The sequence below is a fragment of the Pseudomonas sp. R5-89-07 genome (assembly GCF_003851685.1).
Taxonomy (GTDB): Bacteria; Pseudomonadota; Gammaproteobacteria; order Pseudomonadales; family Pseudomonadaceae; genus Aquipseudomonas.
On record NZ_CP027727.1, the window covers coordinates 377,538 to 404,405 of the forward strand.

Genomic DNA, 26,868 nt, shown 5'->3' on the forward strand with positions numbered 1-26,868 from the left:
AATGGACGTTCGCCAATTCGCCTTCCTGGCCCGCCAACCTTCCGCCACCCTGAAGCGCCGCGACGCGTTCCTCGGCCTGCCCAAGCGCGGCCTTGCGTTGATCCTCGTCAACGCGCTGTTCTGGCAGCCGCTGCTGGCCCAGGCCGAGGGCATCGTGGTCAGCGCGCCGGGCACCACCGTGGGTGCGGCGGGCAATGGCGTGCCGGTGGTGAACATTGCCACGCCCAACGGCGCAGGCTTGTCCCATAACCAGTTCCAGCAGTACAACGTCGGCCCCAACGGCGTGATCCTCAACAACGCCACCGGCACCCTGGTGAACACCCAACTGGGTGGCTACATCGTCGGCAACCCCAACCTCAAGGGCGGCGCGGCCAGCGTCATCCTCAACGAAGTCAACGGCGGCAGCGCCAGCCAGTTGCGCGGCTACACCGAAGTGGCGGGGCAGTCAGCCAAGGTCATCGTCGCCAACCCCTACGGGATTACCTGCAGCGGTTGCGGCTTTATCAACACGCCCAACGTGACCCTGACCACCGGCAAACCCATCATCGACTCGACCGGCCAGCTGAAAAGTTACCAGGTCGACGGCGGCGCCGTGACCATCGACGGCGAAGGGCTGAACGCCAGCAACGTCGACCGTTTCGACATCATCACCCGCTCGGCCAAGATCAACGCGCAAATCAATGCCCGCGAACTCAACGTGATCGCCGGGCGCAACGACGTCGATGCGCAAAGCCTGAAAACCACCGTCCGCGCCGACGACGGCAGTGCCAAACCGGAACTGGCGATTGACTCGTCGGCCCTGGGCGGGATGTACGCCGGTGCGATCAAACTGGTGGGCACCGAGGCGGGCGTGGGGGTGAAGCTCGACGGCACCCTGGCGGCCAGTGGTGGGGATATACAGCTCGACGCCAACGGGCGCCTGAGCATGGTCAATGCCAAGGCCAGCGAGGCGGTGGTGATCAAGGCCGATCAGCTGGATGCAACGGGCGCCGTCTACGCCGGTACCCGTATCGATGTGCAAACCACCACGGGGTTGAGCAACCAGAAAAGCCTGGCCGCGCGGGACAGCATCAGCCTGACCAGCAGCGGGCAAGTGACCAACAACGGCATCATCGAAGCGGGCGTGAATGGTGATGAAAGCCGCAATGCCAGCGGCGACGTCAACCTGAAAGCGGCAAGCCTGCAAAACACCCAAAGCGTAGTCGCCAGTCGCACGCTGAAGGTGACTACTTCGCAAGCCCTGAATAACCAGGGCGGCACATTGAGCGGCGTGAACACCGTCGCCAGCGCAGGCCAGCTCGACAACCGGGGCGGCCGTGTCTTGGGGACCGACTCGCTCAAGGTCAACGCCACCGGCCTGGATAACCGCGCGGCTGGCCTGCTGCACAGTGATAACAGCGCCGACGTCACGGTGACGGCTGCCGTGGATAACCAGAACGGCCGAGTGATAGGCCTCAAGAACCTGACGCTCAACGCCGGGCAATTGACCAACGATAACGGCCTGGTCGCAAGCCAGGAACAGGCCCATGTAACCGCCGGGCCTCTGAGCAACCGCGCAGGCGAAATCTCCGCCCAGCAAACCACCCTTAGCGCCACATCGCTGGATAACCGTTCCGGCAAGCTGCTGGGCAGCAACCTCAACGTGACCGCCAGCGGCGCGATTGATAACCGGCTGGGGATCTTCTCCGCCACCAGTTTGCTGACCGTGCAAGCCGCAAGCCTGGACAACAGCGATAAAGGCTCCGTCGCCAGCCAGGGCAACTTGACCGCGACCATCAGCGGTCTGCTCGATAACCGGCGTGAAGGCAACCTGGTCAGCCAGGGGGCCCAACAGGTCTCCTTCGGGCAACTGAACAACGCCCAGGCCGGGTTGGTCTCGAGTAAAACGACCCTCGCCTTACACGGCGATACCCTGACCAACCAGGGCGGCCTGGTGATCGCTGATGGGGCGTTGGCCCTGACCGGCGGTAGCGTCGACAACAGCCAGAAGGGCGTTATCAGCAGCAAGGCCGATACCCGTGTCGAGCTGGCCAGCCTGAACAACGGCAATGGCGGGCAACTGAGCAGCGATGGTCGATTGACGCTCAATGCCAACCAACTCGACAACAGCGCTGGTCGGATCAGCGCCAAGGGTGACCTGTTAGCCACTGTGGGCCTACTCAACCAGCAGGCGGGTGAACTCGTCAGCGACGGCGCACTGAGCCTTGTCGGCAACTCGGTGGACAACCGCAACGGTGGTTTCATCGCCGCCACCAACGGCGTCGACCTGCGCAGCCAGACCGTCCTCAACCAGCAAGGCGAGATCTCCAGCCAGGCCAAGGTGCTGCTGGTGGCCGACCAGTTGAACAACAGCGCTGGCAAGGTGATTGGCGACAGCGGCTTGACCCTGACCGTGCAACGCCTGCTCAACCAGAGCAAAGGCCTGCTGGCGGGGCGCGATAGCCTTGTGCTGAGCGGCGGCCAACTGGATAACAGCCTGGGAGGCCGCGTTTCCAGCCAGAAAGACTTGAACATCAACCTGACCGGTGACCTGCTCAACCAGGGCCAGGGCACCTTGCTCAGTGAAGGCGTGTTAACCGTCAAGGCTGGCACGCTGGACAACCGCCAGGGCGGCATTCTGTCCGCCGCCAATGCGCTGTCGATCACAACGGACGGCCAACTGAACAATCAGTCGGGCAAGCTGCTGGCCGATGGCACCGCCACGCTGGTGAGCGCGGCGCTGAACAACAGTCAGGGCGGTGTGATCAGCGCCAAGCAACAGGTTGACGTGCGCAGCGCCGGCCTAAACAACAGCCAGCGCGGCAGCATCAGCAGTGACGCCGGCATCATCCTCAATGCCGGGCAACTGGATAACAGCCAGCAAGGTTCGATCTTTGCCAAGTCTACGGTCAAGGCCACCCTGACCGGTATGGACCAACACGATCACGGCGAGCTGGTCAGCAATACCAGCATCGACCTGGACATGAACCGTGGGCAACTGATCAACCGCGACCACGGCCTGATCGCGACCCCAGGCCAATTGCTGCTGAGCAACCTGGGCAGCGTCGACAACAGCCAGGGCGGCGAGATTTCCAGCACGCAATCGTTCCTGCTGGCGGCCGACGCGGTGAACAACCAGGGCGGCAAAATCATCAGCGGCGACAGCCTTCAGGTACGTATCGCCAAGGCCCTGGATAACAGCGTCGAAGGTGTGTTGTCAGCCAAGAATCTCTTGCAGGTGGAGGCAGACAGCCTGGACAACCAGGCCGGTGGCGCACTCGCCAGCCGTGGCGCGCTGGACCTGAAGGTCACTGGCGTTCTGGACAACCATAACCAGGGGCTGATCTCCGCTGCCACTGCGCTTACTGCAACCTCGGGCTCATTGAACAACAGTGCCAACGGTCGGCTTTCTGCCGGCACGCTCCACACCCTCAACACCGGCGCACTGGACAATTCCCAGGGCGGGCAACTGGTCAGCGATGGCAGCCTGACGGTGACCGCCGCCGATGTGGATAACCGCAGCGGCGTGATCGGCAGCCAGCACGCCTTGAACCTGACCGTCGCCAACCTCGACAACGGCGCGGGCCTGATCAACAGTCAAAGCGACCTCACCTTGGTGGGCCAGCGTGTGGACTCAAGCCTGGGCGGGGAAATCTCGTCCAAGGGCGACTTGAAACTCACCATCCAAAAGCTGATTCAGCGCCAGGGTCGTTTGATCGGCGAGCGCGCCGTGACCCTCGACCTGCAAGGCGGGGACCTGAACAACAACGGCGGTTTGATCAGCGCCAAAGGGCCGTTGACCTTCGCGCGCCTGGCCAACCTGAGCAACCGTAAACAAGGCGAAATCTCCAGCCAGACAGCGTTCAGCGTGGCCGCCAAACGCATCGATAACGGCGATCGCGGGGTTATTCTCAGCGCCGATCAACTGCGCCTCGAAGCGGATGCGGTGGTCAACGCTGACAAGGGTTTGATCTCCGGTTGGAACGGCCTGACCGTCGTCGGCGGCAGCCTGGACAACAGCGCCGAAGGCACGTTGTCGAGTAAGAGCGGTACCTTGCAAGCCACGCTCACCGGCACGTTGGATAACCACGCAGCGGGTGCCCTGGTCAGTCAGGGCATGCAAACCATCAACGCGGCCAACCTGAACAATGATCGAGGGATCATCTCGGGCCAGGCGGATGTCAGCCTCACCGTTACCGGGCGCCTGGACAACAGCAACGGCGGCTTGATCTCCGCCGCTCAGCAACTGGGCTTCAACCATGCCCAGAGTGAAATCCTCAACCGTGGCGGCCAGATCAGTGCCGCCAACATCACCCTGATTGGCCAAAGCCTGGACAACAGCGCCGGTCAGCTGATCAGCCAGGGCACCCTGGAAGGCACCCTCAGCGGTGCGCTGATCAACGCCAACAACGCCCGCCTGGCCAGTGGCGCCGCCTTGCTGCTGAACGCGTCGAGCCTGGATAACCGGGGCGGCCAACTGGTCAGCCAGGATCGGCTCGACCTGACCCTCGCCAACGGCGATCTGGATAACCGCGACAAAGGCACTCTTGCCAGCCAGAAAGACTTGGTGATCAAGCTATTGGCCGGTGACATCAACAACCAGCAGGACGGCCTGATCTTCAGCCAGAAGGGCAAGCTTGATCTGGCTGCGCGTACCCTGAATAACCAGAAGGGCACGTTACAAAGCCAGACCGACAACCAGCTGCGCCTCAGTGGCGCCCTGAACAACCAGGGCGGCCGGGTCGACAGCCTCAATGGCAACCTGGACCTGCAAACGGCCAGTGTGGCCAACACCGCTGGCGGCATCCTCAACAGCAGCAAGGGCTGGATCAAACTGGTCAGCGGCCTGTTCGACAACGGCAGCGGGATCACCCAGGCGCAGTCACTGGACATTACCGCCAAGGGCGGTTTGCTCAATCAACTGGGGCACCTCTCGGCCCTGAGCGGCGAAAACCTCATCGTCACCAGCACCCTGAATAACCAGGGTGGCGGTGTGTACGCCGACACCTTGCTCAAGGTCACGGCCCAGGATTTCGATAACCAGGGCACGGCTGCCGGCAACGGCGGCAAGGTCGGCGCGCGCACCATCGACTTCGGCCTGACAGGCACCCTGAGCAACCGCTTTGGCCTGATCGAAAGCGACGACACCCTGGGCCTCTCCGCGCAAACCATCAGCAACGTCGGCGGTACCCTGCGCGCCATGGGCCGCACCGGTTCCACCCGCATCAGCACGCTGGGGCTGTTCGATAACCGCCTCGGTGCGCTGGAAAGCGCCAACGAAGCGCTCAACCTGCAAGCGGCTAGCCTGGACAACAACGGCGGGCGCATCGTGCACACCGGCAGCGGCACATTCGACCTGACCTCCGACCAGGTCACCCGTGCCGGCGGCAGCTTCGTCACCAGCGGCCAGCTGGACATCAAGGCTGCGAGCTGGACCAACAGCAGCGTGATCCAGGCCGGGCGCCTGAACCTCGACATCGGCCAGTTCACCCAGACCGCCAGCGGCCAGTTGCTGGGTGCACAAAGCCTGACCGGCACCGGCGACACCTGGACCAACGAAGGCCTGCTGGCCAGCGACGGCACCCTCAACCTGACACTGACCGGTGGCTACAGCGGCAACGGTCGCGTCAGCAGCCTGGGCGGCATGACCCTCACCAGCGCCCGCATGGACCTGGGCGATAACGCACGCATTGCCGGCGGTGCACTTACCCAGATCAACAGCACTACCCTGAACAATCGCGGCCGCCTGACGTCGGTAGGCGACCTGACCGTCAACGCCAACACATTGAACAACTACGGCACCCTGGGCGGCGCTGAAAAAGTTCGCCTGAACGCCACTCACCTGCTCAACGACAAGGGCCTGATCTTCAGCGGCAACGACATGACGTTGCGCGTCAACGACTTCAGCAACCGCTATGGCGACGTCTACAGCCTGGGCGGCCTGGACATCGCCCGAGACGACGCAAGCGGGCGCAGCACCTTGATCGAAAACGTCTCCGGCACTTTGGAGAGCAGCGGCAATATGCGTCTGCTGGCCGACACCCTGAGCAACCGCCGCGACCAGTTCAGCACCGAAATGAAACTGGTGTCGGGCAGCTTCGACACCTACTACGACGATTTTTGTGATGGCAAGGGCTGTGAAGTGCACTTCCGCTCGGTTGAGCGCTACGAAGATGTTGTCACGGGCAGTTCCCCCACGGCGTATATCTCGTCGGGCGCGGGCCTGACGGTTGGCGCGCAAACCGTCGACAACCTCTACAGCTCGATGTCGGCGGCGGGCAACATTCAGATCGATACCGGTGTACTGAACAACATAGGCGCGGCAGGCGGTGAGGATCGTCACTTCGACTCGGAGTTCTATACCCGCAACGACAGCGTCTACAACACGTTTATCACTCGCAGGGACCAGTTCAACCTCTACAACAACCCCAATTCGGCCGACTACCGTCCCGGCGAAATGACCATCGCCAAGCTGAGGGACGGGATCGGTAACTTCTACAACGATTCCAGCTATGTGGTCGCCACTGCCGGACGTGTGATTGCCCCCGCCGTTATTCAGGCGGCTGGATCAGTCACGGTTAACGCTACGCAGCAAATCAACAACAGCGTCATCCGCGCCAACGCCACGGACATCAATACCCCGGCGCAAAACCGCAACACCAACTCCGACGTGTTTGCCTCCACGGTCAAGCCGGCGATCACCGCGCAACTGCCGCCGGACCTGGCCCAGCGTCAGGTCAACCCGGTGACCTTGCCCGGCTTCAGCCTGCCGACCGGCCAGAACGGCCTATTCCGCCTCAGCGGCCAGGCCGCGAAAGCCGGAGCAGCGGGTAAAGCGGCCACTGGCAGCGGTGACTTCAGCGTGAGTGGGCGTGTGGTCAGCGCCGCCGAGCGCGAGAAAACCCTCGACTACAACGCCGTGCAAGAGCGCGGCTTCAGCCTCGACGGTCAGCCGGTCAGCGGCGCGGTCAACGGCCAGGGTCCGCTGGTGCTGGACAGCCGTGCACCGTCGGTCACCCGCGTGCAGGGTGTGCCGGACATCGCCCCGGTGGACAACAGCCACAAATACCTGATCGAAACCAACCCGGCGCTCACTGACCTCAAGCAGTTCATGAGTTCCGACTACCTGCTCGGCAAACTCGGCTACAACCCCGACACCAGCTGGAAGCGCCTGGGCGACGGCCTCTACGAGCAACGCCTGATCCGCGAAGCCGTGGTAGCGCGTACCGGCCAGCGCTACATCAACGGCATCGCCAGTGACGACCAGCTGTTCCGCTACCTGATGGACAACGCCATCTCCTACAAGGACTCGCTCAACCTGCAACTCGGCGTGTCCCTCACCGCCGAACAAGTCGCGGCGCTGACCCACGACATCGTCTGGATGGAGGAGGCCGAGGTCAACGGCCAGAAAGTCCTGACGCCTGTTTTATACCTGGCCCAGGCCAACAACCGCCTGGCGCCCAACGGCGCACTGATCCAGGGCCAGGACGTGAGCCTGATCAGCGGCGGCGACCTGCACAACAGCGGCACCCTGCGCGCCACCAACAACCTGAGCATGGTCGCGAACAACATCGACAACAGCGGCCTGATGCAAGCCGGCAACCGCCTGGAAATGCTCGCCACCGATTCGATCCGCAACAGCCGTGGCGGCATCATCACCGGCCGCGACATCAGCGCCACGGCCGTGACCGGCGACATCATCAACGAGCGCACCGTCACCACCTTCAAGCGCGACGGCGAGAAATTCCAACTGCGCGACGACGTGGTCAGCGATGCCTCCCGCTTCGAAGCAACCGATACCTTGAGGCTTAATGCCGGCCGGGATGTGCTCAACGTAGGCAGCACGCTGAAAGCCGGCGGCAACGCCAGCGTGACCGCAGGCCGTGACGTAGTGATCGCCAGCCAAACCGAAGAAGACAGCGCCGCCTACCAGCGCCGTCGGGTCAAGAGCACCGAACAAACCCTGCTGCAACACGGCTCCAGCGTGGAGGTGGGCGGTAACCTCGCCATTGAGGCTCGGCGGGATATTGCGGTTATTGCCAGTACCGTCAGCGCGGCCAAAGACCTCAGCGCCAAGGCCGGGGAAAACCTGACCCTGTCGTCCGCTGCCAACGAACAGCACGATTACTCCAAAGGCAAAAAAGGCGACACCAAAACCACCACCCAACTGGACAACGTCACCCAGCAAAGCGCCGAACTCAAAGCCGGCGGCGACCTGATCGCCGTGGCCGGCACCGACCTGACCCTGGTCGCCAGCAAGATCAGCGCGGGCAACGAAGCCTATGTGCATGCCGATAACGAGTTGCAACTGCTGGCCGCGCAGGACAGTAACTACTCGCTGTATGACATGAGCAAGAAAGGCGGGTGGGGCAGCAAGAAGACCCAGCGTGATGAAGTGACCGATGTGAAGAACATCGGCAGTGAGATCAAGACGGGGGGGGACCTGACGCTGGAGAGTGGTGGGAATCAGAAGTATCAAGCGGCGAAGCTCGACAGTGGCGGGGATATTGCGATTGTCAGTGGTGGGGCGGTGACGTTTGAGGCGGTGAAGGATCTGCATCAGGAGAGTCATGAGAAGAGCAAGGGAGATGCGTTCTGGACATCGTCAAAAGGTAAAGGAAATACGGATGAGACCCTGCGCCAGACCCAAATGGTGGCTGAGGGAAACATTGCGATCAAGGCAGTGGAAGGCCTGAAGATCGACGTCAATCAGGTCAATCAACAGACCGTCAGCCAATCGATTGAGGCGATGGTAAAGGCCGATCCGCAACTGGCCTGGATCAAAGACGCGGAGGCTCGCGGAGATGTGGACTGGAGGCAGGTCAAGGAGATTCATGACAGCTTCAAGTACAGCAATTCGGGGTTGGGGCCGGCGTCGCAGATTATTATTGCGATTGTGATGGCGGCGGTGGTTGGGCCGCTAGCTGCGGGCGCTGCCGCAGGGGCGGGGGCCGGCGCTGGGGTAGCTGCTGGAGCTGGAGCAGTGGCAGCGGGAGCGGCGACCAACGCTACGGTCAGCGTCGTTAATAACCGTGGCAACTTGGGCGCAGTGCTCAAGGATGTGACCTCTTCAGATGCGATGAAGGGGTATGTGATTGCTGGTGTTACTGCAGGCATGACCGCTGCTTATTTTGGTGATTGGACGGGGACTCAAACAAACACAATCACTGGGAAAGTTACGACGCCGGGCCTACTGAACACTTGGAGTGGTGTCGGTAAATTCGCCGCCAACCAGACGCTACAAAGCGGCACCTCCATGCTGCTGAGCAAGGCGCTGGGGCAGGGCGGTAGCGCTAGCGATGCGTTGAAAGGCGCGCTGTTTAATACCTTGGCGGCAGCGAGTTTCAACCTAGTTGGCAATTTCACCGAAGGTGTAATCGCTGATGGCTCTGCACCCAAAATCGCGATTCACGCGATGGTCGGTGGTTTGCTGTCTGAAGCCACAGGCGGCGATTTCAAAACTGGCGCGTTGGCGGCAGGGGCGAATGAGGCGCTGGTGACTCATTTGGATGCGCTGGTCAAAGGTAACGAAGAGCTGCTGACGATGAGTTCGCAGATCGTTGGTGTACTGGCGGCGGCGGGGCAGACGGACGCGGATGCGGCTACGCTGGAGAAGGGCAAATGGATTGCACAGAACTCCACGCAATACAATTATTTATCTCATAACCAACTGGAGCGAGCAGCCAAAAAGATAGCGGCTTGCACCAACGACGCTTGCATTGAAGACACGACGCGCAAATTCAAAGAACTGAGCATACAACAGGACCTTGATGCGATAGCAAGCTGCCGGGCAACCCCGTCGTCCTGCGCCACTCACTCAAAAGTCGTCGCCAATACCATGGCGGACCTCGACCCCATTAAAGACATAGTTGACTACGGATCGCCGAAAGCCCGAGAGGCTGTACAAAACCTCATAAATTCGAATTATGAATTCCAAGAGATGCTAGCCACTGCCACCACTGAGCATTCGGTAGGCGCGATGGTTGATTCGCTTAAAGCCAAATGGGGGCTTAGTGATGCGCAGGCGCAAGCAATCACGGATGACCTGAAGGTTGCGTTGGCGGCAGGGTTAGGTACCGCGGCAGGGGTTCTGGCTTACAAGCGTGCGGTTGCGAGTGCTGGGAAAAGCGCTCCTATAAAAAATCATAATCCTACGAGTGACAAAACTGACTCGGAAACCGGTACTCTGGTTGAAAGGAGTGTTTTGGAGACGAGCCCCAAAGTAATAAATCAGGCCGAGCCAGAAGTTCTTGCAAAGGTTAATAAGGGACGCAGCCCATATTCTGAGTTAAACGGTGCAATTGGGGAGGCTCGTGGCTGGAGTCAGGCTATTGAATCGGGGCAAACACCAATTTCCGGACCTGGGAAAGCGTCACTCCCAGGTGCAGATTACATTACGTATGATCCATCATCGCGATCTGTGATCGTCTGGGACGCCAAGTATCGTGCTCCTGGCGGAAGCTATCCGACGTCCTTGCCAGATTCAAAGTTACAGGCCTGGCAGTCAGAGATCATAAACTCTGTTAAAAATATGCCGGAGGGATCGGCCAAAGCAGCCGCAGAGAGTGCGCTTAAGGCTGGCAGGGTCGAAGGCCGAATATTCAAATGGCCACAATAGGCTTGAGGTATTTAAGATGAAAGAATGGTCATCGCTGTGCAAGTCAAAGGTTGGGGACGCCGTTGATGTACGGGAGCAATGCGTTATCGCTATGGACGACGGCGCATACAAAGTTTCAGACGATCAGTATTTTTTAGCTGACGCTTTTTCTGATGAGGGAGAGGAAAAACTTCGTTTGCTATCCCTCTACTGGGCTTGCAGTGAGCCTGCATTTAGAAGAGCCTACTACAGGGATGTTGAAAATGATGACATGGCCGTATGCCGGCCGCCGCCTGAGTTGCTTCCGGTTGGGGCGGGGGGGACCTATAGTCAGATTAAAAATGCTCTTAGTTCTCTTGGTTCTGAGAAGTTTATGGAGTACGCGTCTTATCGTGTTATGTCTGATGGTGCATTTGTTCATAAGGGCTTAGAAAGTTCATTGGCTGTTTATTATTTTCGCTTGCATGATATTGTTGATGATGAACTGCCTTACGCGATACTGTGGAAGCTTTCTAGTGTGTGATTTATAAGAGGCAACGTCCTGTTTCTGGGTTGAAGCGGTGCAAAAGCGACAGTCAGTTCTCCGTTAAAACTTGGCGAAACCAAGACAATCAATGATGTCAGCATGACTCGTGTAGGAAGATGGATGTCTCCTGATGAGCTGGCGCAGATGCAAAATACAAATAAACTGGTGCAAGGCGGTGGAGGAAAAACCTTTATTTCGACTAATGGCATCGCTGACTTTAAAGGGGCTGCACCCAAAGGCTCTGTCTATGTTGAGTTTGATGTTCCAGCTAACAGCTTGCTGCAAGGCGGAAAAGATGGCTGGTTTAAAATGATTGGCCCTAATGGAAAATGGGGTCAGACCACTATTCTTCTGGCGGAGCACTAAACGTGGTCTGACCCCTGTTTTTCGCTGGAGCTGGGCGCCCAATTTATGAGTTAATTATTAATGGGCAGCCACAGCGAATTGCTGTGACTGTTGGCGACAACGGCTTTGTCGTCGGTGCAAATCCAAGGGGTAGCGTTAAGTGAAAAATATAAAGTTGATGGCGGATTATCAGTGTCATCCGCTTTGGAATATGTCCCCCGATGAGTATGGGGACATAGCTCCTTGCGAGCTTCCTATCTCTGAAGAGCTTCAGCTGCGTCTATCAAAGTGGGCCGCTATATACGATGAAACACTGGATGTTGATTACCCGCCAAACTCTGGGTTCAAGAGTGAGGAATTAGAACGAGAATTCAAGCGAGAGGGAGAGCGATTAGCTGAAAGCTTGAGAAATGAACTCGGTCCGGATTTTTCTATTTTCCTTAAAATTTAGTTGGTCCAAAAGGAGGAGTAGCGCTATCAAATGATGTTCTAGTCGAAGCGCGTATTGGGAATGGTACGAAGGGGCAAGGTAGCGGAAACAAAGTAGACCAACTTCCGAATAAACAAGTTGTTGGGGCTGATGGAAAACCAATACCTGTGTACTCAGAGCCAGAGAGGCTCAGTGGTCCTTACGCCACTCAAGAGTTCCCATCGACTCCGGTTGCGCATGGTTTTCCCGATATTGTCGATAACTATGCAAATAGTGCGACTAAATTTCCTCTCAACAACGGCTCGTCGCTTTACCAAGCATCAGGTAGCTACAACGGTGTGTCGGGTAGGTTTGAATGGATAGTAGATCCGAAGTTGGGCGGTGTAACACACAGAATGTTTGTACCAAATGGAACTGTTAACGGTATACCGGTGAAACCATGATTCAAGCAGTCTTTGAACGAATTACCAAATATGGCTTGACCGACTGGGCCGTTTTGCTTCAGGGCGTCTGTGGTGTTCCTAGCCTTTTGGGGAGATTGCCAACGTCTTGTGTGGAAGATTTTGCTAGCGCTGAACTTGAAAAGGTTGCTGGGAATAATCCCTTGGTCGATGTGATTGTTAGTTTGGCTAACGATAGTGATCTGCCTTTATCTGAGCTATGCCGACAGTTGAAAAAAATGAGCGACTCTCAAAATGCAGAAATGCAACGAGCTAAGAGAATATGGCGAGCGGTTGCATTGGAAGAATTACTAGCAACCCTGGACTCGGACCCGCTCTATGGATTGATAAAGTTGTCCGAGTTTTGGTCAGCCTGGGATTGGCCCGTTGATGCTCCATCGTCGATGATTCCAGGTGCGACGAATTTGCCGCAGCATCAATACCACTCTGCATCGAACTATGATCACGTTGTTCATGAGCATGAACAATGGTTGAAAGATGAGTTGGTTGCTTTGAGCTGTAGAAAAGCTTCAACTTGATCTGAGGAAATAGGGGTCAGACCCTGAGGGATCCCCACGAAAATTTACGCCAAGCTCTGTGCCTGATGATGCACCTCATCACGCAGAGCATGCTCCAGTATTTCCAAGTGTTCTCGGCCACCAAAATCGGTGCAACTGCGCCAGTATTCCAAACCTAATCGCCACAATGAAAGGACTCGCCTCTCTTTTAGGCTATTGCTTTGATAGCGCCGCTCCAATTGGTTCTCCCGTGCCTGCAGCCCCGTTAAGAAGATGAGGTAGTTGGCCAAAGCGGCAATCAACAACAACACTTCGATGCGCTTGGGACAATGGCTTCGATGCAGATTCAGGCCCAAAAAATGGGGTCAGACCATTATTTTCCTGGCGGAGCACTAGACGTAGTCTGACCCCTATTTTCGGGGCGTGGTAATGAAGGCGGTTTCTGAGGGTAAGCTTGTTGGTTATCAAGGCTCAGGAGTTGGAGAAAAATGGGGTCAGACCACTATTCTCTCTATTCTTCTGGCGGAGCACTAAACGTGGTCTGACCCTTATTTTTTTGGGGGGTAATAAGTGAAGCTAAAAACGGTAGGGTGGTACCTGTTGGGTGCACTAGTGGTGTATTTTTCCCTGGTTTTTTTTGTGGTGGGTATTGTCGGTAATTTGCTTGTGGCGACAATTGCATATTTTAAGCTTGGTCATTGGACGCTTGAGGCGGGAATTATCAATTTTTCTCTGAAAATAGCTCTTTACTGCGGGGGGGCAGTAGGTGCGGGTATTTGGATGTTGTCATGGTTGAAAAGTCGTAAAGACAACAAAAGGTACTAGTATTGGTTGGAAAGTTATCCAGTCGACGTTGATAAAATACCTACTGGCAGGCTGACTAGCATAGATCACGCTCGAATTGCCGCAGCCAGAGAGGCGGGGACCGCCGTTAAACTTGATCCGAAAGTATCTCCAGTAGGCTTTCGATTGTCTGGAAAAATTAGCTGCCTAGTGCCCGGTTTATAGGTCCTTTGGGCCTCATGGGAGTCTGTATTATCTCAAACCGCTACTCAGATAAGTGAAAGGTGTCTGAGAAATACTGCGTTCCCGGCTCCCTGGCCACCTAAAGCTTACTTACAACGAAACCCCTCCGGCATCGTAACCGTGTAGTTACGCTGCACCCGATCCTGAAAATTCAGATTGCGCAGCCCTTGCTCCACCAAAAAGGCTTCCACCTTCGCCGCCTGGCAGTCGTCGTTATAGGACGATGCCCGCAGCAGGTACACCGCGCGCTTGCTCGCTTCATCCCGGGCGGTGGCCCTGAACGTGGTGAGGGTGGTGTAGCCGGTGCGCTCAGAGGTGCCTACGGGGCCGTAGGTGGTGTTTGGGGTGCTGGTGCAGGTCAGCTGGTCGGTTTTCTTTTTGTTCTTCTTGCACTGGGTGGTGGTGCTGTTGGCGACCTGGCCGTATTCGGTGGCGGTATAGCGGTAGGTGACTTGCTTGCTGTCGACGTCCAGGGTGACGGTCATTTTGATCGGTGCGTGGTTTTTGGGCAGGGTGGTGTCGGTGAAGACGTTGCGAAAGCCCTGGTCCTTCATGGCGCTGACCATATCGCGCAGATAGTAGCGGGCGTTGAGTGCGTTTTCGTCGCTGCCGCCGGTGGATGTCACCAGTACCGTGGCCTGTCGATCGAAGTGGTAGTCGGGGTCCGGCGTTGCGTTGATCGCTACGTCCGTTTGCGTGGCGCATCCACTGAGCATTGCGGTCAGTAGTAATAGCGTGCAGAGCGAGAAGCGGGTCATGAAGAAACCTTACAGCGAGGAATTGGGTAAAGGCTGAACGATTGGGCTCAGCGGAAAATAACCCTTAATCGTCCTGCTGCGACATCGTGACGCCAGTAGCTTGGCCGCCATTAAATCGCAGGCAATAAAAAACCCCAAGGAACACATTGTTCCTTGGGGTTTCTCGGTATTTTGGTGCCCAGAGACGGAATCGAACCGCCGACACGGGGATTTTCAATCCCCTGCTCTACCGACTGAGCTATCTGGGCAACGGGGCGCATTAAACGGGTTTTTCAGGGGGTCGTCAAGCAAGTTTTCAAAAAATATTTAATTATTACCGTCGCTTACGTGCCGACCCCGGTTTTTGATCAATTATTGAGCAGGTGGCACGTAACCTTCGGCCTGGGCGTATTCCTCGCCGGAAAAGAACTTGTCCATTTCGCCCTGCAGGTATTTGCGGTCTTCGGCGTTCATCATGTTCAGGCGTTTTTCGTTGATGAGCAGGGTCTGGTGTTTCTGCCAGTCGCCCCAGGCTTTGGCGGAGACGTGGTCGTAGATGTCCTGGCCCTTGGCGCCTGGGTACGGAGGGCGTTCCAGGGCTGGGAGTTCTTCTTTGTACTTGCGGCACATTACGGTACGGGTCATGACGACTCTCCTGCGTTCAATACTTCAGCCGCGCGCTTCAGCAGTTTCTTCACCGGGGCGGCAAGGCCCAGGCGCGGCGGGGTGGCGAGGTTATACCAGAGCCAGTCGGCCTCGGCCACGTGATGGGTGCTTTCCTCGACCTGGACAAGCCAGGGTTCGATGGCCAGCTGAAAGTGGCTGAAGGTGTGGATCAGCCCTGGCAGTTCCTGATGCTTGCCCAACGCCAGCGCGTGCTGGTTGGCCAGGTGATCCAGGTCACTCAGGTCGTCGAGCTCCGGCAGGCTCCACAAGCCGCCCCACAGGCCCGTGGAGGGGCGACGGTAAAGCAGGATCGCACCCTCGGCATTGGCCAGCATCGGCATCAGTGTGCGTTTCTGCGGGACGGCCGTGCGTGGCTTGGGAATCGGGTAGCGCGTTTCCAGGCCGAGCATGTGCGCTTCGCAGCCTTTTTCCAGCGGGCACAGCAGGCAGCTGGGCTTGCTGCGGGTACACAGGGTGGCGCCCATGTCCATCATCGCCTGGGTGTAGGCGTTGACGCGGTCATGGGGTGTAAAGCGCTCTGCGGTGGCCCACAGCTGCTTGGCGACCTTGGGCTCGCCCGGGTAGCCCTCTTGCGCGGTAAAGCGTGCCAGCACGCGTTTCACGTTGCCGTCGAGGATCGGCGCGCGCAGGCCCATGCTCAGGCTGGCAATCGCTCCGGCGGTGGACAGGCCGATGCCGGGCAATTCGGTGAGCTTTTCCACATCCCTGGGAAATTCGCCGCCGTAGTCGGCTACCACGATCTTTGCGGTCTTTTGCAGGTTACGCGCGCGGGTGTAGTAACCCAGGCCGGTCCACAAGTGCAGCACTTCGTCTTCCGGCGCGGCGGCCAGGGCTTCGACCGTCGGCAGGGACGCCATGAACCGGTCGAAGTAATTGAGCACGGTGCTGACCTGGGTCTGCTGCAGCATGATCTCCGACACCCACACCCGATAAGGCGTGATGCCCTGTTGCCAGGGCAGGTCGTGGCGACCGTGGCGGTCGTACCAGTCGAGTACCGCTGTTGAAAACTGCTCGTCTCTCATCGGTTGAACAGGCCTTTCAATGCGTCTTTGAGCTTTGGATTCACTTTGTCGAGCTTCTCTTCGAGCTTCTCGTTAAGGCGGTTGCCGGCGGCCTTGATGGCGACCTGACCAAGCCCGTCCTTGTCCAGGCGGCAGGCCTTGGCACCCAGCTCCAGCGGGCCACGGCAGCGCAGCGGCACTTCGATGCCCTGGAAGTTGGCGCCGACTTCGCAGGCCGGGTCGGGCACGTCGCGCTGGTCGCCTTCGACGATGATGCCCACGCGGTAATCCATGCCCAGCACGCGCAAGTCGACATCGCCATCGCCGTTGAGCGTCAGCCCAGGAATGCGCACCTTCAGGTCAGGGTTGCTGGCCACGCCATTGCGCAACGTCAGGTTGCCGCGCAGCTCCTGGAAGGGCGTGTCCTTGCCTTGTGGCGTGGTGCTCAGGGTCTTGCGGTTGAGCAGGGCGATGCCGGTACACAGTTGCTGCTCGATGTTGGCGTTGAGCAACACACCGCTGTTGATGACGACGTTGGCGGTGCCGTTGAGGCTGTCGATCAGGGCTTTCTGGCTGTTGCCTCGGCCGCTGAGGTTGCTGTCGAGGGTGATCAGGCCCTTGACCGGCGGGGTTTTACCCTGGGCCTGCAGGATGCGTTCAACGGGCACCTGCTTGATATGGCTTTGCAGCGCCAGCAGCGGGATGTCCTGGCGCACGTCGAGGCTGCCGTTGGCCTGGAATGTACCGTTGTAGAGGCCGCCGCTGAGGCTGTCGAGCTTGAGTTGGCCGTCGATGCCGGAGGCCTTCAGCACTGCGTTCTGGATCGGCAACTGGCTCAGGGTCAGCTCGCCAAAGGCGAGGTCTGCGTTCACATCCAGGCTGCGCAGGCGGGTCAGTGGCAGCAGTTTGTCGGTGCTCCAGGCGCCTTTGGTTGGGGCTTCCGGCAGCGGGGTGGTGCCGCCGGCTGCCATTGCCCCGGCTTCGCTGCTCTGCACTTGGGCCTCGCGTGCGGCGGTGGCGCCTTTGGCGGCCTCGGATTTGGCCGGCAGGTAGTTGTCGGCGTTGAAGGTATCGCCCTTGAGTTGTACGCGCAGTGACTGCTTGGCGAAATCATCCACGGCGACGCGACCGGTGAAGGTGCTGCCGTCGAGTTTCAGGTTCAGATCTTCCAGCGCAACGCTGGTCGGCGTGCCCTGGACGCGGCTGACCAGTTCGACTTTGCTCAGGCTGCCCGGTGCCATGGCTGGCAGAGGGTGGCCGACGCTCTCCAGGAACTTGGCCAGATCGAACTGGGCAACCGACAGCGCGCCGATGACCTGCGGGGTTTTGTCCAGGTCATTGACCCGAAGTTCGCCCAGGGCGCGCAGCTGGTTGGCCGAGAGTTTCAGGTTGGTCCACTCGGCGAAGTTTGCCGCCAGGTCCACCAGCACCTGTCCCTGGGTGGAGAAGGTCACGGTCTTGCCTTGCAGAGGCTCGCCGGTAGCTTCGCCGCTCAGGCGCATGTCTTCGAACTGGTAGCGCTTGAGCGCGCGCTGGATACGCAGGTTGCCGTTCAGCTCGGTCTTGAGCCGCATGACCGGCTGGTTGCTACCCAGAAACGCGGTCAGCTTCAGCGGGATGCTGGCGCCTTCGTGGATGGCGCCGGCGCTCAGCTGGATGCTTTCGGCGCTGAACTGCTTGCCGGTCTGTTCATCGTTGTATTCAACGCGGGCGTTGTTGATGGTCAGGCTGTCGATGTCCAGGCGGATCGGCTGCGGCGGTTTTTCCGGCTTGGTTTCAGCCACTGGCTCGACCGGCGCGGGAGCGGGGGTGCCTGTGGGTTCATCGGGCAGGTTCTTGCCGATGTCTTCCCAGTTGCCGTGGCCGTTCTTGTCGCGGTTGAGGCGCAGGTTCAGGCCCTCGACGCGCACATCGCTCATCTGCACTTCACGGCGCAGCAGCGGCAGCACGCGTACCGACAGGCCGAGCATCTGCAGGTCGGCGAACGGTTGGGTCGGGTTGGTCAGGGTCGCCACCCCGGCTTCATGCAGCTCCAGGCCCAGCCAGGGGAACAGGCTCCAGCCGATGTCGCCATTGAGCGTCAGCTCGATGTGGGCCTTGTCGCGGGCAATCTGGCGAATTTCTTCTTTGTAGTCGTTGGGATCGAAGAGATGGGTCAGGGCAAAGCCGAGAGCCACAATGATCAGCAACAGCCCGAGAAATACCAGACCCAGGATTTTGCCGAACGCTTTCATGGGCGAGTCCTTGTATGTCGATTTCAAAATTTAGCCGCAGAGTATAACGCCCGACGGCCTGCATCAGTTCGTGGATCGTTACATTGTATCTACGACCGACGAAACAAGATTCTGGCGTCAAAAAAAACCGATTCGCTGAAAAAAGTGATGTCACTTTGGTTTTTCTCGCGTTCGCAAGTGCTAATCTCTGCGCGTTCGTCCGCCTTCTGCGACGTATCGTCGCGCCAAAATGGAGTTTCACCCAAAAAAACGGTCACGCTTTGCGTGCAAGGCCGAGGGGGAGAGCGCCTGACGGACGCATACCAATAACTGGGGGAAACACCAATGAGCACTAGCACTGCGGCCGATATCAGCGCCGCACAGCCTGCGTTCCTGTCCAAGGAACGCATTATCGCCAAGCCCGGCTTCAACCGCTGGCTGGTTCCACCGGCCGCCCTGGCCATCCATCTGTGCATCGGCATGGCCTACGGTTTCTCGGTGTTCTGGTTGCCGCTGTCCAAGGCGCTGGGTATCACCGCACCGGTCGCTTGTGCGCCGGACATGAGCTTTATCGCCCAGGTCTTTTCGTCCCAGTGCGACTGGCCAATCTCCATGCTGGGCTGGATCTACACCCTGTTCTTCATCTTCCTGGGCTGCTCGGCAGCGATCTGGGGCGGCTGGCTGGAACACGCCGGGCCGCGCAAGGCCGGGGTTGTATCGGCACTGTGCTGGTGCGGTGGCCTGCTGATCTCGGCGTTGGGTATCTATACCCACCAGATCTGGCTGATGTGGATCGGCTCCGGCGTTATTGGCGGTATCGGCCTGGGCCTGGGTTATATCTCGCCGGTATCGACGCTGATCAAGTGGTTCCCGGACAAGCGCGGCATGGCTACCGGCATGGCAATCATGGGTTTCGGTGGCGGCGCGATGGTCGGTGCACCGCTGGCCGCGGCGCTGATGGGCCACTTCGCTTCGCCAACCAGCGTGGGCGTATGGCAGAGCTTCCTGGTCATGGCCGCGATTTACTTCGTGTTCATGATCGGTGGCGCACTCTCGTATCGCGTGCCACCGACCGGCTGGAAGCCTGAGGGCTGGACCGCGCCGGCGAAAAAAGCCAGCAACGCGATGATCACCCACCGCCATGTGCACGTGAACGTAGCGTGGAAAACCCCGCAATTCCGTCTGGTCTGGCTGGTGCTGTGCCTGAACGTGTCGGCCGGTATCGGCATCCTCGGCATGGCGTCGCCACTGTTGCAGGAAGTGTTCGGTGGCAAGCTGCTGGGTGTGGACGTGCCGTTCGGCCAGCTGGATGCTGGGCAACTGGCGTCTATCGCTGCCATCGCCGCAGGCTTTACCGGGCTGTTGAGCCTGTTCAACATCGGTGGTCGGTTCTTCTGGGCGTCGTTCTCCGACTACCTGGGGCGTAAAAATACCTACTTCGTGTTCTTCGCCCTGGGCTTCGCCCTGTACGCGCTGATCCCGAACCTGGGGCACCTGGGCAACGTGGCACTGTTCGTGGCGGCGTTCTGCATCATCCTGTCGATGTACGGCGGTGGTTTTGCGACGGTCCCGGCTTACCTGGCCGACCTGTTCGGTACGCAAATGGTCGGCGCGATCCATGGTCGCCTGCTGACCGCATGGGCGGCGGCCGGCGTGCTGGGCCCTGTGCTGGTGAACTACCTGCGTGAATATCAGCTGAGCATCGGCGTCGAGCGCGCCGCGGCCTACGACATCACCTTGTATATCCTCGCAGGTCTTCTGGTACTGGGCTTCATCTGCAACCTGCTGGTGCGTCCGGTGGCCGACAAGTACTTCATGACCGACGCGGAACTTGCCGCCGAACAGGCGCTGGGCCATGACAAAGGTGCCGATGCTTCCACCGTACTTGAGTGGAAAGCCTCCGCCGGCAGCAAGCCATTGGCGGTCGCGGCATGGCTGGTGGTGGGTATTCCGCTGGCGTGGGGTGTGTGGGTGACCCTGCAGAAGACGGCTGTACTGTTCCACTGATATCAACTGTGGGAGGGGGCTTGCCCCCGATGGCGGCGCATCAGTCAATGCATTATTGAATGACCCACCGCTATCGGGGGCAAGCCCCCTCCCACATTGATTGTTCAGGGTTCTGGTGGGCTGGGTCCCACATGTATACACATGTCTATCCCCGACATTCCCGCTTCAACTCGTCAGTCTTATCCCCTCCGATGTTTCTGTTTAGCGCCCGCGCCCCTATAATGGCTGCCTTTTTCGCCCCAATGATTTTGCGGAGCTGGTGATGGTCGAACGTATGGCGTCCGTCGAGCGCGACACTCTGGAAACCCAGATCAAAGCCTCGATCAACCTGGATGGCACCGGAAAGGCCCGATTTGATATCGGTGTGCCTTTTCTTGAGCACATGCTGGACCAGATCGCCCGTCATGGGCTGATCGACCTGGATATCGTCAGCAAGGGCGACCTGCATATCGACGACCACCACACGGTGGAAGACGTAGGTATCACCCTGGGCCAGGCATTTGCCAAGGCCATCGGCGACAAAAAAGGCATCCGTCGCTACGGCCACGCCTATGTGCCGCTGGACGAAGCGCTGTCGCGCGTGGTCATCGACTTCTCCGGCCGCCCAGGCCTGCAGATGCACGTGCCCTACACCCGCGCCACGGTGGGCGGCTTCGATGTCGACCTGTTCCAGGAATTCTTCCAGGGCTTCGTCAACCACGCACTCGTCAGCCTGCACATCGACAACCTGCGCGGCACCAACACTCACCACCAGATCGAAACCGTATTCAAGGCCTTCGGCCGCGCGCTGCGCATGGCCGTCGAGCTGGATGACCGCATGGCCGGGCAGATGCCGTCGACCAAGGGCGTTTTGTAATGCAGACGGTCGCGGTTATCGATTACGGCATGGGTAACCTGCACTCGGTGGCCAAGGCCCTCGAACACGTCGGTGCCGGCAAGGTGCTGATTACCAGCGATGCCAATGTGATTCGCGAAGCCGACCGGGTGGTGTTTCCCGGCGTGGGTGCGATTCGCGACTGCATGGCCGAGATCCGCCGCCTGGGCTTTGACAGCCTGGTGCGCGAAGTCAGCCAGGACCGCCCGTTCCTCGGCATCTGCGTGGGCATGCAAGCCTTGCTCGACAGCAGTGAAGAGAACGACGGCGTTGACTGCATCGGCCTGTTCCCAGGCCAAGTGAAGTTCTTCGGCAAGGACCTGCACGAAGACGGCGCGCACCTGAAGGTCCCGCACATGGGCTGGAACGAAGTGCGCCAGAGTGTCGACCACCCGCTGTGGCACGAAGTGCCGGACATGGCGCGTTTCTACTTTGTGCACAGCTACTACATTGCCGCCGGTAAACCCGAGCAAGTGGTGGGTGGCGGGCACTACGGCGTCGACTTCGCTGCTGCGCTGGCCGACGGCTCGCGGTTTGCCGTGCAGTTCCACCCTGAGAAGAGCCATACCCATGGCCTGCAATTGCTGCAGAACTTCGCCGCGTGGGATGGTCGCTGGTAAATGGCCAAGAAGCCCAAAGCGCCCATCTTGAATCTCACGCCCGAGCAGGAACGTGAGGCTACCGACAAGATCAAGCGCTTCATGGAAGACCGCTTCGAGCTCAAGCTGGGCTCGTTCGAGGTCGCCGAGATTCTCGAGCTGTTCACCACCGAAGTGGCGCCGCACTATTACAACAGGGCGATTTTCGATACGCAGACGCTCCTTAAAGAAAGGTTCGAAAGCATCGAAAGCGACTTGTGGTCGCTTGAGAAACCCTGATTTCCCAAGCATTGCTGAATATCGAATAAGGTTTGCCAGATGCTGATTATCCCCGCTATCGATCTCAAGGACGGCGCCTGCGTACGTCTGCGCCAAGGCCGCATGGAAGATTCCACCGTGTTCTCCGATGACCCGGTGAGCATGGCTGCCAAATGGGTGGAAGGGGGCTGCCGTCGTCTGCATCTGGTGGACCTGAACGGCGCCTTCGAAGGCCAGCCGGTCAACGGCGAGGTGGTCACCGCCATCGCCAAGCGCTACCCGAACCTGCCGATCCAGATCGGCGGCGGCATCCGTTCCCTGGAAACCATCGAGCACTACGTCAAGGCCGGCGTGAGCTACGTGATCATCGGCACCAAGGCCGTGAAAGACCCAGCCTTTGTCGCCGAAGCTTGCCGCGCCTTCCCAGGTAAAGTGATCGTGGGCCTGGACGCCAAAGACGGCTTCGTCGCCACCGACGGCTGGGCTGAAATCAGCACCATCCAAGTGATCGACCTGGCCAAGCAGTTCGAAGCCGACGGCGTGTCTGCCATCGTTTATACCGACATCGCCAAAGACGGCATGATGCAGGGCTGCAACGTGCCGTTCACCGCGGCGCTGGCTGCGGCAACGAAGATCCCGGTGATCGCTTCCGGTGGCATCCACAACCTGGGCGACATCAAGTCGCTGCTGGACGCCAAGGCGCCTGGGATCATCGGTGCCATCACCGGTCGCGCGATCTACGAAGGTACCCTGGACGTCGCCGAAGCCCAGGCTTACTGCGATGCCTACAACGGCTGAGGACTGACCATGGCGCTGGCCAAACGCATCATCCCTTGCCTGGACGTCGACAACGGTCGAGTGGTCAAGGGCGTCAAGTTCGAGAACATCCGTGACGCCGGCGACCCGGTGGAAATCGCCCGTCGCTACGATGAGCAGGGTGCCGATGAGATTACCTTTCTCGACATCACCGCCAGCGTCGACGGTCGCGACACCACACTGCACACCGTGGAGCGCATGGCCAGCCAGGTATTCATTCCGCTGACCGTGGGCGGCGGCGTGCGCACCGTGCAAGACATCCGCAATCTGCTCAATGCTGGCGCGGACAAGGTCTCGATCAACACCGCCGCGGTGTTCAACCCGGAATTCGTCGGCGAGGCCGCGCAGCACTTCGGCTCGCAATGCATCGTCGTCGCCATCGACGCCAAGAAAGTCTCCGGCCCTGGCGAGACTCCGCGCTGGGAGATCTTCACCCACGGCGGGCGCAAGCCCACCGGCCTGGATGCGGTGGAGTGGGCGATGAAGATGGAAGGCCTGGGCGCCGGTGAAATCCTGCTGACCAGCATGGACCAGGACGGCATGAAAAATGGTTTCGACCTGGGCGTGACGCGGGCCATCAGCGACGCGCTGGGCATCCCGGTGATCGCCTCCGGCGGTGTCGGCAACCTGCAGCACTTGGCCGATGGCGTCATCGAAGGCCATGCCAGCGCTGTGCTGGCGGCGAGTATTTTCCACTTCGGCGAATACACCGTCCCCGAGGCCAAAGCCTACATGGCCGCGCGCGGTATCGTCGTTCGCTAAACGTTGCTGGACACCATGGCAGGCTCGCGGCACTCTCTGCGCTTGCCATGGATTCCGGTAGCCTTCATGTTCAAACACCTGCTGCTCGCCCTCGCCAGTTCCTCCATGCTCATGGTGGCTACGGCACACGCTGAAGAACCGTCTGACACCGCCCTGGTGTTGCTGACGGAAAACTTCCCGCCCTACAACATGGCGAAAAACGGCAAGAACTTCGCCAAGGACGAGAACATCGAAGGCATCGCCGTGGACATCGTGCGTGAAACCTTCAAGCGCGCCGGCATTTCCTACAACCTCACGTTGCGTTTTCCCTGGGAGCGAATCTACAAACTCGCCCTGGAAAAGCCGGGCTATGGCGTATTCGTCATGGCGCGCTTGCCGGACCGTGAAGCGCTGTTCAAATGGGTAGGCCCGATCGGCCCGGACGACTGGGTGCTGCTGGCCAAGGCCGACAGCAAGATCCAGCTCGACAGCCTTGAACGCGCCCGGCGCTACAAGATCGGCGCCTACAAGGGCGATGCGATTGCCCAGACGCTGGAGAAGCAGGGGCTCAACCCGGTGGTTGCCCTGCGCGACCAGGACAACGCGAGCAAGCTCATGGACGGCCAGATCGACCTGTGGGCCACCGGTGACCCCGCTGGGCGATACCTGGCGCGGCAGGTGGGGGTGAACGGGCTCAAGACCGTACTGCGCTTCAACAGTGCGCAGCTTTACCTGGCGTTGAACAAGGATGTGCCGGATGAAGTGGTCGCCAGGCTTCAGGCGGCGCTGGATGAGTTGCGCAGGGACGGCCGCGTAGACGAGATCATGGCGCAATACCTGTAGGAGCGAGCTTGCTCGCGAAAGACGTCACCGATGACGCGAGCCTCCTGGGTGTACGCGGCGGTCTCGGGTTTTTCGCGAGCAAGCTCGCTCCTACAGGGTAGGAGGGGCCGTCAGCGATAGATGCCGTTTTTGCCGTGGGCACTCATGGCCCGGTTGCTGCGCACACTGATCATTAATTTGATATCAATCCAGTCGACGCCCTGCGCCTTTAGCTTGGGCAGCTCGCGCTCGAGCACTGCCAGGGTCTGTGGATAAGGATGCCCGATCATCACCGCTGACCCCTGCGTGTGCGCCAGCTTGATCGCGGTTTGCAGTTGGGTAGTAATCGCCGCCTCGGTGCGTTCGTCATCGAGGAATACATCTCGCGAGACATGGGCCAGGCCAATTTTCTGCGCCTCGGCTGCAGCGACCGTTTGCGCGCTGGTACGGCTGTCCACAAAGAACTTGTGGCGCCGCTGCAGTTCGCCCATCAACCACGCCATCGCTGCCGGCTGTGCAGTCATGCGGCTGCCCATGTGGTTGTTGATGCCAGCCGTGTAGGGCACGGCCTCGAACGCAGCATCCAGGCGCTTGCCCAGCTCTTCGATGGAAAGCTCGGGGTGCCAGGCAAACGGACCGGTGGCCGGGTCCATAGGCATGTGCAGGATGACGATCTTGCCGGCCTTGTGGGCTTCACGGGCAAATTCGGCGGCGTGGGGGGTGTCGGGCATGATCGCGGTGGTGACCGGCCCGGGCAGGGCCAGTACGCGACGGTCCCGGGGCAGGTTTTGCCCCAGGTCGTCGATGATCAGCGTCAGGTAGGCTTTGTGCGGCGCGCCGGCCGGGGTCGCTTGCGCGAATCCGGCCAGGCTGCACAGCACCGCGATAATCAGTGCAACACGCATATCAACGGCTGCGCGTGATGCTCAGGCCCTTGAGCAGGCTGAGTGCCTGGGCCAGCTGATAGTCGTCGTCCTGCGGCATCGGTTTGGCTTTGGCGCCGCTGCCGGTCGGCTGGTCGGCACCGCCGTTACCATTGCCCAGGTGGCCTTGCAGATCGGCTTCCTTGTAGTACTCGCTGTCGATCTCGTTGGTGATCTTGGCCTTGCGCACTTCGATGTCCGGCACGATGCCCTGGGCCTGGATCGAGCGACCATTGGGCGTGTAATACAGCGCGGTGGTGATCTTCAGCGCGCGCTCGTTATTGAGCGGTAGCACGGTTTGCACCGAACCCTTGCCGAAGCTGGTGGTGCCCATCAGCACGCCGCGTTTCTGATCCTGCAGGGCGCCAGCGACGATCTCCGACGCCGAGGCGCTGCCGCCGTTGATCAGCACGGCCAGCGGTACGTTTTCGCTGAGGTCGTTGCCGGTGGCCGAGAAGCGCAGCTCGGAATTGGCAATACGGCCCTTGGTGTAAACGATCAGGCCCTTGGTGATGAAGTGGTCGACCACTTCCACCGCCGACTGCAACACGCCGCCTGGGTTGTTACGCAGGTCGAGCACGATGCCGTTGAGCTTCTTGCCGTTGTCTTTGCGCAGCTTGGCCAGGGCCTTGGCCACTTCGTCGCCGGTCTTGACCTGGAACTGGGTGATGCGGATGTAGCCGTAGCCCGACTCCAGCAACTGGCTCTTCACGCTCTTGACCGTGATAGTCGCGCGGGCCAGGGTCACGTCGAACGGGTTGCCGCCGTCGCGTACAAGGGTCAGGGTGATTTTCTGGCCGAGCTTGCCGCGCATCTTGTCGACGGCTTCGGTCATGGACTGGCCGCGGGTCGGCTGGCCATTGATCTTGACGATCAGGTCTCCGGCCTGGATGCCGGCCTTGGATGCGGGGGTGTCGTCGATAGGCGAGACCACTTTGATCTGGCCGTCTTCGGAGCCCACTTCGATGCCCAGGCCACCGAACTCACCGCTGGTGCTTTCCTGCAGTTCGGCAAAGTCTTCCGGGCCCAGGTACGCCGAATGCGGGTCGAGGTTGCTGAGCATGCCCTTGATGGCATTTTCCAGCAGGGTCTTGTCGTCCACGGGTTCGACATAGGCTGCCTTGATCCGGTCCATGACCTCGGCAAAGGTGCGCAGCTCGTCCAGCGGCAACGGTGCCTTGGTGGTCGCGGCAGAGGCGGCGGGTGCAGCCGCAGCGGCCTGGTCGGCAAAAGCCAGAGGCGCGCCGATCACCAGGGCGATCGTCAGGGCCAGCGAAGTGAGGCGGGACAAATGCAGCATGTCGAACGAACTCCTAATGTAGATGCGAC

The 26,868-nt window shown here is 59.6% G+C and carries 17 protein-coding genes, 1 tRNA gene and 1 pseudogene; 11 read left to right on the top strand and 8 right to left on the bottom strand.

Features of this window, described 5'->3' with window-relative positions; all coding sequences use genetic code 11:
- The first annotated feature begins 1 nt into the window (after position 1).
- The 4 genes from C4J94_RS27975 (at position 2) to C4J94_RS01665 (ending at position 12,856) form a co-directional block, all read left to right on the top strand.
- A complete protein-coding gene (locus C4J94_RS27975) occupies positions 2-10,597 on the top strand; it encodes a filamentous hemagglutinin N-terminal domain-containing protein (RefSeq protein ID WP_305955303.1) in 10,596 nt (3,531 codons plus the stop codon).
- A 16-nt stretch (positions 10,598-10,613) separates the two neighbouring features.
- Positions 10,614-11,099, top strand: a complete 486-nt coding sequence (locus C4J94_RS01645) for a hypothetical protein (protein WP_124384702.1) — start codon at positions 10,614-10,616, stop codon at positions 11,097-11,099.
- A gap of 102 nt (positions 11,100-11,201) precedes the next feature.
- Complete coding sequence (locus tag C4J94_RS01650; protein WP_124384703.1) at positions 11,202-11,468, top strand: hypothetical protein; 267 nt, start codon at positions 11,202-11,204, stop codon at positions 11,466-11,468.
- Between the two features lie 848 nt (positions 11,469-12,316).
- Positions 12,317-12,856, top strand: a complete 540-nt coding sequence (locus C4J94_RS01665) for a DUF2247 family protein (protein ID WP_124384704.1) — start codon at positions 12,317-12,319, stop codon at positions 12,854-12,856.
- A gap of 44 nt (positions 12,857-12,900) precedes the next feature.
- Here C4J94_RS01665 and C4J94_RS01670 read toward each other — a convergent pair.
- The 6 genes and pseudogenes from C4J94_RS01670 to C4J94_RS01695 all read right to left on the bottom strand — a co-directional run.
- Positions 12,901-13,191 (bottom strand): annotated as a pseudogene (locus C4J94_RS01670) (IS4 family transposase); the annotation flags it as partial.
- A 756-nt stretch (positions 13,192-13,947) separates the two neighbouring features.
- Positions 13,948-14,619, bottom strand: coding sequence for a hypothetical protein (locus tag C4J94_RS01675; RefSeq protein ID WP_124384706.1), 672 nt, complete (start codon positions 14,617-14,619; stop codon positions 13,948-13,950).
- A 172-nt stretch (positions 14,620-14,791) separates the two neighbouring features.
- A tRNA-Phe gene (locus tag C4J94_RS01680) sits at positions 14,792-14,867 on the bottom strand.
- Positions 14,868-14,970: 103 nt separating this feature from the next.
- Complete coding sequence (locus tag C4J94_RS01685; RefSeq protein ID WP_032894036.1) at positions 14,971-15,243, bottom strand: oxidative damage protection protein; 273 nt, start codon at positions 15,241-15,243, stop codon at positions 14,971-14,973.
- Complete coding sequence (mutY, locus tag C4J94_RS01690) at positions 15,240-16,307, bottom strand: A/G-specific adenine glycosylase (protein ID WP_124384707.1); 1,068 nt, start codon at positions 16,305-16,307, stop codon at positions 15,240-15,242. Before mutY ends, C4J94_RS01685 begins: the two co-directional genes overlap by 4 nt.
- Entirely contained in the window at positions 16,304-18,520 is a 2,217-nt protein-coding gene (locus tag C4J94_RS01695) for an AsmA family protein (RefSeq protein ID WP_124384708.1), read from the bottom strand. The genes mutY and C4J94_RS01695 overlap by 4 nt, the downstream gene beginning before the upstream one ends.
- A 324-nt stretch (positions 18,521-18,844) precedes the next feature.
- On the opposite strand from C4J94_RS01695, the gene C4J94_RS01700 reads away from it, so the two are divergent.
- From C4J94_RS01700 to C4J94_RS01730, 7 genes are all read left to right on the top strand, one after another.
- Complete coding sequence (locus C4J94_RS01700; RefSeq protein ID WP_124384709.1) at positions 18,845-20,506, top strand: OFA family MFS transporter; 1,662 nt, start codon at positions 18,845-18,847, stop codon at positions 20,504-20,506.
- 262 nt (positions 20,507-20,768) lie between these two features.
- Positions 20,769-21,362, top strand: coding sequence for an imidazoleglycerol-phosphate dehydratase HisB (gene hisB, locus C4J94_RS01705; RefSeq protein WP_003237513.1), 594 nt, complete (start codon positions 20,769-20,771; stop codon positions 21,360-21,362).
- Positions 21,362-22,000: an imidazole glycerol phosphate synthase subunit HisH gene (gene hisH, locus C4J94_RS01710; RefSeq protein WP_124384710.1), complete on the top strand. Its 639-nt coding sequence runs from the start codon at positions 21,362-21,364 to the stop codon at positions 21,998-22,000. The genes hisB and hisH overlap by 1 nt, the downstream gene beginning before the upstream one ends.
- Positions 22,001-22,258 (top strand): DUF2164 domain-containing protein, encoded by a 258-nt coding sequence (locus C4J94_RS01715; protein ID WP_124384711.1) that lies wholly within the window; start codon positions 22,001-22,003, stop codon positions 22,256-22,258.
- A 39-nt stretch (positions 22,259-22,297) separates the two neighbouring features.
- The gene (hisA, locus tag C4J94_RS01720; protein ID WP_029295899.1) at positions 22,298-23,035 is read left to right on the top strand and encodes a 1-(5-phosphoribosyl)-5-[(5-phosphoribosylamino)methylideneamino]imidazole-4-carboxamide isomerase; all 738 of its coding nucleotides are present in this window, start codon (positions 22,298-22,300) and stop codon (positions 23,033-23,035) included.
- Positions 23,036-23,044: 9 nt separating this feature from the next.
- Positions 23,045-23,815, top strand: a complete 771-nt coding sequence (gene hisF, locus C4J94_RS01725; RefSeq protein WP_003171107.1) for an imidazole glycerol phosphate synthase subunit HisF — start codon at positions 23,045-23,047, stop codon at positions 23,813-23,815.
- A gap of 66 nt (positions 23,816-23,881) precedes the next feature.
- Entirely contained in the window at positions 23,882-24,637 is a 756-nt protein-coding gene (locus tag C4J94_RS01730) for an ABC transporter substrate-binding protein (protein ID WP_124384712.1), read from the top strand.
- A 110-nt stretch (positions 24,638-24,747) separates the two neighbouring features.
- Here C4J94_RS01730 and C4J94_RS01735 read toward each other — a convergent pair whose 3' ends face one another.
- Together C4J94_RS01735 and C4J94_RS01740 are read right to left on the bottom strand one after the other, a co-directional pair.
- Complete coding sequence (locus C4J94_RS01735) at positions 24,748-25,521, bottom strand: divergent polysaccharide deacetylase family protein (RefSeq protein ID WP_124384713.1); 774 nt, start codon at positions 25,519-25,521, stop codon at positions 24,748-24,750.
- 1 nt (position 25,522) lies between these two features.
- Positions 25,523-26,839 carry a S41 family peptidase gene (locus tag C4J94_RS01740; RefSeq protein ID WP_124384714.1) on the bottom strand — a complete coding sequence of 439 codons (1,317 nt, stop codon included), beginning with the start codon at positions 26,837-26,839 and terminating at the stop codon, positions 25,523-25,525.
- Positions 26,840-26,868: the final 29 nt, after the last annotated feature.